General features: G+C 44.9%; 7 protein-coding genes and 2 rRNA genes. All 9 read right to left on the minus strand.

Annotated features, from left to right (window positions below; all coding sequences use genetic code 11):
• Nucleotides 1–291, minus strand: a 16S ribosomal RNA gene (locus UQ64_RS27605); the annotation flags it as partial.
• A gap of 482 nt (nt 292–773) precedes the next feature.
• Entirely contained in the window at nt 774–1925 is a 1152-nt protein-coding gene (locus tag UQ64_RS27610) for an amidohydrolase family protein (RefSeq protein ID WP_060626668.1), read from the minus strand.
• A 2-nt stretch (nt 1926–1927) separates the two neighbouring features.
• Complete coding sequence (locus tag UQ64_RS27615; RefSeq protein WP_060626669.1) at nt 1928–2986, minus strand: pyridoxal-phosphate-dependent aminotransferase family protein; 1059 nt, start codon at nt 2984–2986, stop codon at nt 1928–1930.
• Nucleotides 2983–3756 (minus strand): ABC transporter ATP-binding protein, encoded by a 774-nt coding sequence (locus UQ64_RS27620; protein ID WP_060626670.1) that lies wholly within the window; start codon nt 3754–3756, stop codon nt 2983–2985. Before UQ64_RS27620 ends, UQ64_RS27615 begins: the two co-directional genes overlap by 4 nt.
• Nucleotides 3747–4514, minus strand: coding sequence for an ABC transporter ATP-binding protein (locus tag UQ64_RS27625; RefSeq protein WP_245238284.1), 768 nt, complete (start codon nt 4512–4514; stop codon nt 3747–3749). The genes UQ64_RS27620 and UQ64_RS27625 overlap by 10 nt, the downstream gene beginning before the upstream one ends.
• A complete protein-coding gene (locus tag UQ64_RS27630) occupies nt 4511–5377 on the minus strand; it encodes an ABC transporter permease (RefSeq protein ID WP_156417700.1) in 867 nt (288 codons plus the stop codon). The genes UQ64_RS27625 and UQ64_RS27630 overlap by 4 nt, the downstream gene beginning before the upstream one ends.
• Nucleotides 5374–6363 (minus strand): ABC transporter permease, encoded by a 990-nt coding sequence (locus UQ64_RS27635; protein ID WP_245238285.1) that lies wholly within the window; start codon nt 6361–6363, stop codon nt 5374–5376. Before UQ64_RS27635 ends, UQ64_RS27630 begins: the two co-directional genes overlap by 4 nt.
• Complete coding sequence (locus UQ64_RS27640) at nt 6360–7976, minus strand: ABC transporter substrate-binding protein (RefSeq protein ID WP_060626672.1); 1617 nt, start codon at nt 7974–7976, stop codon at nt 6360–6362. Before UQ64_RS27640 ends, UQ64_RS27635 begins: the two co-directional genes overlap by 4 nt.
• A gap of 155 nt (nt 7977–8131) precedes the next feature.
• Nucleotides 8132–8248: ribosomal RNA gene (gene rrf, locus UQ64_RS27645) — 5S ribosomal RNA — on the minus strand.
• Nucleotides 8249–8432 lie beyond the last annotated feature (184 nt).

An 8432-nucleotide genomic window follows, 5' to 3' on the forward strand; every position in this document is an offset into this window, starting at 1 on the left:
TCGCCTTGGTGGGCCGTTACCCCACCAACTAGCTAATGCGCCGCAGGCCCATCCCTCAGTGACAGATTGCTCCGTCTTTCATTCTTTCTTCAGGAGAAAAGAGAAATTATCCGGTATTAGCTACCGTTTCCGGTAGTTATCCCAGTCTAAGGGGCAGGTTGCCTACGTGTTACTCACCCGTCCGCCGCTAAGTTACTTTGAAAGCAAGCTTTCAAAGTAACTCCGCTCGACTTGCATGTATTAGGCACGCCGCCAGCGTTCGTCCTGAGCCAGGATCAAACTCTCCAATTAGTATTGAAAAGAGCGATATGCTCATTTTGAAACATCTGACGAGAAAATTAATTCTCACGATGAAATTTCAAAAGCGTAAAATACGCTGTGAAACTCATCTACTTTGGATTTCACTTTCGTGATTTCCTACTCACTCGTTGTTCAGTTTTCAAAGATCAAGTTCTCGTTGGCGCCGTTTAATGTCTCAGCAGCAACTCTTATACTATATCATGTTCGGCTATTTAATGTCAAGCTCTTTTTTAACTTCTTTTTCGAGCTCGGCATGTGTATTTCTTGGCCGGACTTAGAATATATCATGTATAGAGATTCATTGCAACACTTTTTTTATAAAAGTTTCAAAACATAAATCATGAATTAACAAATATATTCCGTCTGTCTTTCTATATTGCTGCCTTATATAACATTTGATATTCAGCTGTAATCTAAAAAGAAAAACAACTGCAAAGGATATCAGTTGTTTTAGAAGACAAGCTTAATCGAATCTAGATTAATTCCGCTTCCTTCGCTCCAGTAATTACGGAAACGATACTGTTTCGAAGTGCCTCTGCATTATGCGCCTGGTATGGATCGACATTGAAAACTACAGCATCTGCAATAAACCCTTCTGCAATTTGACCCAGCTCATTGCCGTTCCCGAGAATTTCAGCAGCGGTTATAGTAGCAGACTGCCACGCTTCTCTCCGAGTTAAGCCATAATCAATTAACGTATCCAGCTCTTGAAGATTATAACCATGCAGTGCAGGTGTGGCATAGTCTGTGCCAAAGCCAATGCGAACACCTTCTCTTTTTGCATATTTAATGGCCTTGGAGTGCGATTCGGCAGCGCGGGCAGCTCGGTCGCAAATGATCGGGTTCAACGCCAGCACGCCTTTAGGATCTGCAGCAATACGATAGATGGATGTAGTAGGTACAAAAGCTACCCCCGAATTAGCAAGTTTTCCTGCCTGATCCTCTGTTAAAAACATCCCGTGCTCTATAGATTCCACGCCGGCCTGAATGGACCAGTCTATCGTCACACCTCCCCAGGTATGAACCAGCACCTTCTTATCATGGGCATGTGCATTACGAACAATAAACGCGAACTCTTCTTCAGAAAAAATCGGATCAATGACTTTCTCGGTAGGTGCTCCAAGACCGCCTGTGGCCATGATTTTTATCCAGCCCGCTCCTGTATCAAAGATTTCCGCCATCCGTTGGTCCAAATGTTTCAGGCCACGGGCATCCGCTGCTCCAAGCATGTCACTGCTGGTATGCACTCTTAAAGGCTGCTGATACTGCTGAACAAGATGCTTCACTGTGCTTGGCAGAATACCGCCTGCATCCCGTACAGTCGTTACACCTGTCCTAAGAGTGGCCTCAAACGCTTGCGCCTGCATGGCTTCGACCTGCTGGGAGTCGCGCTTCAATTGGTCCGCATGGTCAAAGTCTGTCCAAGCTAGATGCGTATGAAGATCAATAATTCCAGGACTTATCCATAGATCTGTGCCGGTAAGAGTAGAATCATTTTGTTGCGGCTCCGCTTCAGTAACAGATAAAAAATAGCCATTCTTGATCAAAACATCAAAACGTTTACCTTCGATGCCTGCTATATAAATAGCCTTGAATGTATGCAGCTCTGGATGCTTATGGATCATCTTCATTCCCCCCAAGCCAGCCGAACAGCTTGTGTTGCCTGATCAGGGTCTTCTTTCAACAACTCAGCAAGCGTTGAGATGGCTTCCTCCACACTTTGCCGAGCAGCATTTGTTCCAAAATGATTGATCCGCAGAAGATGACCAAACAATTCCCCGTCTCCTGGAGCCACAATGCCTATAGGCTGTTCGATCTGCAATTCTTGCTTTCCAGTAATCCGAATCGTTGTAGTCAGTGTAGAATAATGTTTGTTGTCCTTTTGCCAAGGCTCAAGCCCCAAGGTCTGGATACCAGCTACTGTAGCAGCTGCAGCCCGTTCATGACGCTTAATCACTTGCTCCAATCCCTCTTCCTCAATTCGTGTTAAGGCCAGGATCAGAGCTCTAGCCTCTAATGTTGGAATATTTGGAGCAACCCGTAGTGGCGCTGCGCCATCCAGCCAAGGTTTGAGATCCAGCAAGGACAGAATGGAGTTACGCGGAGCATTTTTATTAGACTCAAGAAATTTCCAGCCACGTGGTGAAATACTGACGGCGCTAACACCGTTAGGTCCAGCCAAAGCTTTTTGCGCGCCTATCACAGCAAAATCAACTCCCCATTCATCAACCAGCAGTGCCTCTCCCCCGACCGCAGAAACCGAGTCCGTCACAGTAATAAGATTGGACTCCTTTGCTATCTTAAATATTTCTTTAGCTGGATTAGATCCACCCGTAACTACTTCAGCCTGAACAAAGGAAAGGGCACAAGGGCTAAACTCTTTAATTGCGGAAGCAACTTGGTCGCCAGTGACCACTTCATCAAACGAAACCTTTACTTCAACAACCGTTGCTCCTCCCCGCTCAAGCCATTTTCCAAATAAGCTTCCATAGGGACCTGTTACTATATTTACAATGGTTCGACCAGGCGCGGCTATTCCGGCAGCCACTGCCTCGATTCCCAGAATTGCCTCAGCTGGGATGATAACTGGAGGATGCTCAGTAAATAAAATTTTGGAAATTAAATGTGTAAGCTTATTGTACTCAGCCATTGAAAGTGGCGCATATACATTATGTTCTGGGCTCATAAGAAACCTCCTGATGTACTTGATTTTGGCATTTTGGGAACCGCCGACAACAGCTCGTAACTGTATTCATGTTTAGGCCGGATGAAGAATTGGTCCTTCGGACTCTGCTCCACAAGCTTTCCTTGCCGCATGACCGCTACCGTATCGCTAATTGCATTAATTACTCCTAGATCATGGGAAATGAAAAGCATGGTAAGATTAAGCTCAGCTTTAAGCGTATTGAACAGTTCGAGCACACTAAGCTGTACAGATACATCTAACGCACTTGTAGGTTCATCCGCGATCAGTATGTTTGGCTCAACGCTTAATGCACGAGCGATCGCTATCCGTTGCCGCTGACCACCAGAAAATTCGTGCGGAAATTTATCTAAAGCCTTTTGCTCCAAATGAACCTGGTTCAAAAGCTCTTTACATCTTTGCTCAACGCCCGTACGTCCCACAATTTTATGAAACAATAAGGGCTCGGAAAGAATTTGCCTAATCGAATGCTTTGGATTCAGCGATGCATCAGGATTTTGGAATATCATCTGGATTATTTTACGCTGCTCACGGCTTCTTTTCTTTTTTAACTCTTGGGTACCTAACAGGATCTTTCCCTCATGCGGGGCAATCAGTCCAGCAATTACTCGCGCCAGCGTAGATTTCCCTGAGCCGGATTCTCCAACAAGTCCAAGAGTGGTGTGCTGCTCAAGATTCAGATGGATACAATCGAGTGCAGTAAATCCGCCATAGTGAACAGTTAAATCTTTTATTTGCAAGGCTAATTCCATGAGTCTCTACTCCCTTCAAGCTCTGGCAAAGGAAGCACCGAATCAATCAGCATCTGTGTGTAAGGGTCGGATGGATTTTGCAAAATATCAAGGGTAGCGCCATGCTCAACAATCTGCCCTTGTTTCATTACACATAGACGTGAGCACAAGTTGGCTGCAATTGCGAGATTATGCGTTACAAAAACCATGGCAAAACTGAGCTCATGCTGGAGGTTCGTGATCGTTTCAATAATTTGTCGTTGAACCGTGACATCCAGCGCCGTTGTCGGCTCATCACATAGAAGAATACCTGGCTTGCACGCCAGTGCCAAAGCGATGACTACCCGTTGACACTGACCGCCTGACAGCTGACTCGGATACCGGTCCTTTTTCTTCAAAGAATCGGGGAGACCAAGCCTTTCGAGCAGCTCCAGCGCAATCATTCGCGAAGCCTTTCGGCTTACCCTCTGTCTGTAATACACGACTTCAACCAGCTGATTAACAACCGTACAGAGCGGATCAAGCGCACCTCTTGGGTCTTGAAACACCATCGCACTGCTTACGTCACTCTTAATAGTGCCACCTATCTGTTCAACGCCGTTTGGAAGTAGTCCCAGAATTGCACGCAGCGTAAGCGATTTTCCTGAACCCGATTCCCCTACTAATCCCAGACTCTCCCCTTTGCCCAGCGAAAAGCTAACATTGTTGACTAATCTCTCATTTGACTTTGCTGCCAGCGATAGTGCGTCTATTTCTAAAATGGGTTGTATAGACATCATTTTTTCCTCCATATGTCTGCCAAACCATCACCTAGGAGCGACAAAGCTATTCCGGTATACACCACTGCAAATCCTGGGACAGCTGAGAGCCACCAAGCTGTAGTGATGAAGGGCTGTCCATCAGAGATCATTGTCCCCCAGTCTGGAGTTGGCGGTGTAATACCGATCCCAAGATACCCCAGTGTAACAATGGCAACAAGCAATCCAATCATATCTGTCATAAGGACGACCACGGCTTGCGGAAGTACATTGGGCAACAGATGACGTAAAATAATTCTTACTCCGGGTAGCCCTAAGGTTTGAGCGGATGCCACCCATTCCTGATTGCGAAAAGATGCACTAAGACCTCTCACGACACGGGCAAAGACAATCCAACCAACAAGGATAAAAGTAATATAAATGCCTCGTTCTCCTGCTCCGCTAGCAAAAGCAACGATAATGACGATTAGATAAAAAGGAAAAGCGATCAACGTATCTGACAGCAGCGTAATAACTGTATCAATCCATTTACCGTAATATCCTGCTAGCATTCCTAGGAACACACCTATGCAAAAGGGAATGATTTCTGCCAAGACCATGATTTTTAAATCAGTCCTCGCTGCATAAATCAATCTAGTAAACAGATCACGTCCCAGCTGATCGGTTCCTAGCCAGTGTTCAGCCGACGGAGGCTGCAGAAAGGCACTCAAATTTTGCTCGGAGGGATCATAGGGACTTATATACGGTATGAACACAGTCAAGAGAATAAGAGCTGCAAACATAATCATTCCCACTAGCAGTGAAGGGGTATTCCATATTCGCTTTAAGCCGCTAGTCATCTTGCCAGCCTCATACAATCGTGGTTCTAGTCTTATTGTTTTCATTGTTTTCCCTTCGTTCTGGGATCAAGCCACCAAGAAATGATTTCAATCAAGAGACTGATGATCACAACAGCTAGCGCACAGTAGAGTGCTATTCCTTGAATAACTGGAAAATCCCGTTTTGAAATTGAAGTGAACAACAAGCTGCCAATCCCCTTTATTCCAAACACCTGTTCAACAACCAATGTGCCGCCGATTAGATAAGAAATATTCACACCCATCAGCATCAATGTTGGAAGAGCCGAATTGCGCAGCACATGTTTAAATATAATAACCCTGCTTGGTATTCCGGCAGCCTTAAGTGTGACTACAAAATCCGATTCTAACACTTCAAGCATCTGTGCTCTTAACGAACGGACCAATGTAGGAATCTGTGAGAAAGCAACGGTGATTGCCGGAAGTGCAAGACTATGCAAGGTTCCAATCCAGCCTTCACTTACTCCTCCAACGGGAAACCAGCCAAGCCGGACACTAAAGAGCAAAATTAAAAGTAAGCCAACCCAGAAGATTGGCATACCCAAAGTTATTGTAGGAAAAATACGTATTAAATGATCCAGCAGTTTATCCTTATGCGTAGCTGCTACTGTAGCAAGCAGAAGTGATACGAAAATCGCCAACGCACACGCCATTACTATGAGCAACAAAGTAACAGGGGCCCGCTGCATAATCAACTCTCTTGTTGATGTACCCATAACAATGGAATTTCCAGTATCTCCCTGAGTAAATAGCGTCTTCAGAAATCTCATGAACTGCTCCCATAAAGGGAGGTCCAGCCCAAGAGTATGATGCATAATCTTAAGCGCCTCAGGGGTACTGTATTCTCCCAATATCATTTTAGCTGGATCTCCAGGCACAATTCGGATGATGAAAAAGACTGCTATCATTACGCAGCAAATCACTGCCAACGCTTTTATAAGTGATATCACAAGCCAGTTGTAAGAGCCCTTGCTTCCTCTAGGTTGATTTAACACCTGCTTAGGATTCGTCATTGGCTGATGCGGACATCTTCGAAACGGGCGCTACCGTTAGGTAGAACAACAAGGCCATCGACTGAAGAACGAATACCTTTCAAAACATCTGGATAATAAAGCGGAATATACGGCACTTCATCAGCAAGTGTCTGCAGCAGCTTAGTATAGATTTGCGCACGAGCATCGCCATCCGCTGTTTTTTGGCCCTCATATAGCAGCTTCGTTACTTCATTATTCGTATAATGCGTCCAGTATGATTTGCTGAAGCCTTCCGGATCAGTTTGAAAAGCAATGATCGAGTTCGCCTCTGGGGAATCCGCTTGCCCGCTATTCAGCATTGCGGCAAAATCATAAGCAAAGAATCGTTCACGGAAAGTGGCAAGCTCAATCGATTCAATCTCAATCTTAATCCCGATCGTTTGACCCGCCGCCTGAATAATTTGTGCCTCTTGCGCTCTTGTACTGTTACCGGAGGCTACAAGTAATTTGGTCGTGAAACCATCAGGGAAGGCAGATTTAGAAAGCTCTTCCTTAGCTGCTTCGACATTGAAGTTCAGAGACTTGATTGTATCATTGGAGTTATAAGGAATCGTTGTTGGCAGCAATGAGTTTGCTGTTTGCGCATATCCAAAGGTTAGCGCTTTGGTCAAACCTTCACGATCAAGCGCCAGAGCCAGTGCGCGGCGAACATGCACATCCGAGAAATGTTCATCCAGCGTATTAAAGAACAATTGCTCTGTCACCCAACTGCCGTTAGTAATTACTTTAGTGTCGGTTCCATCTTTGATCTCATTGGCATTTTGCAGCGCTAAAGATTCAATGGCATTAACTTCTCCAGCCTTCAGCTGGTTAATCGCCTGGCTATCGTCCTCAATCAACTTATAAACAAGCTTATCAATATATGGTTTACCTTCTTGCCAGTAGAATTTGTTCTTAGTGAAGGTCAGATCACCCGCAGTGTCCCATGTTTCAACGACAAAAGGTCCCGTTCCGATGGGTTTCTTGAAGAACTCTTCTTCGGAAACTCCAGCAAAATTGTTAGGAAGGATACCATTTGAGAAATTAGAGAGCTCTGAGATAAATGGTGTATAAGGTTCTTTAAGTGTAATAACAAGCATTTTGTTATCCTGCGCTTTGATGGTGTCGACCTTTGCGGATATTGCCAGCGGACCGCCAACCTTCAAGTGCCGCTCAAGGGAGAATACAGCATCTTCTGCAGTCACATCCGTACCGTTCGAAAACTTCAAACCATCGCGAAGTTCAAAAGTATACGTCAAGCCATCCTCACTGATACTATGAGACTTCGCAAGCCAATCTACAATTTCTCCCTTGCTGTCAAAAGCAACTAATGATTCAAATACTTTGTCGATAGCAAAAGCATTGTTAGATGTAATCTGATTATGCAAATCCAGTGAGGTTACAGATGCAGGCCGCCCATAAATGAAAGTTCCTCCTACTGCAGGTTCTGCCGTTTGAGGACTCGAAGTTGCTGCACTCGCGTTTTTTGGAGCTTCCTTATTAGAATCAGCCGTATTAGTAGATCCAGAGCAGCCTGCAATTACCATCAATAGCAACATTGATATTGCTCCAAACAGAATTGGCTTCTTAAAAGACAAATTAAAATATGACATAATTCGTTCCCCCTATAATCCTTATATGTTTAGTATGAATTGTATTATGGGTTAAACCCTGTAGTCTGTCAAACAAAATTTAAATCATAACAACCCGTTAAGTAAATAAACACAACAAAAAGACCACTGTCGATGACTCAACAGTGGTCTTGCGTGCTTGGCAACGTCCTACTCTCCCAGGACCCTTCGGTCCAAGTACCATCGGCGCTGGAGGGCTTAACGGTCGTGTTCGGGATGGGTACGCGTGGAACCCCTCCGCTATCGCCACCAAACATGATTTTTCGAAGCTTCCGCTTCTCGAAATCGCTGCGAGAAAATATCAGCCCTCAGAAAGGACATGCAGCTTATTGGTTACAGACTTAATCGCCTGAAAACTGAATCCGAATTGAATTTGCGTTTTAAATATAGGATAAGCCCTCGACCGATTAGTATTGGTCAGCTCCATGCATTACTGCA

Source organism: Paenibacillus etheri, assembly GCF_001012825.1.
GTDB lineage: Bacteria > Bacillota > Bacilli > Paenibacillales > Paenibacillaceae > Paenibacillus_AQ > Paenibacillus_AQ etheri.

Excerpts from the sequence above, each read along its gene's own strand:
- UQ64_RS27635 (WP_245238285.1), bottom strand. The coding sequence starts at position 6,363 with ATGACGAATCCTAAGCAGGTGTTAAATCAACCTAGAGGAAGCAAGGGC.
- UQ64_RS27625 (WP_245238284.1), bottom strand. The coding sequence starts at position 4,514 with ATGATGTCTATACAACCCATTTTAGAAATAGACGCACTATCGCTGGCA.
- UQ64_RS27610 (WP_060626668.1), bottom strand. The coding sequence starts at position 1,925 with ATGATCCATAAGCATCCAGAGCTGCATACATTCAAGGCTATTTATATA.
- UQ64_RS27640 (WP_060626672.1), bottom strand. The coding sequence starts at position 7,976 with ATGTCATATTTTAATTTGTCTTTTAAGAAGCCAATTCTGTTTGGAGCA.
- UQ64_RS27630 (WP_156417700.1), bottom strand. The coding sequence starts at position 5,377 with ATGAAAACAATAAGACTAGAACCACGATTGTATGAGGCTGGCAAGATG.
- UQ64_RS27615 (WP_060626669.1), bottom strand. The coding sequence starts at position 2,986 with ATGAGCCCAGAACATAATGTATATGCGCCACTTTCAATGGCTGAGTAC.
- UQ64_RS27620 (WP_060626670.1), bottom strand. The coding sequence starts at position 3,756 with ATGGAATTAGCCTTGCAAATAAAAGATTTAACTGTTCACTATGGCGGA.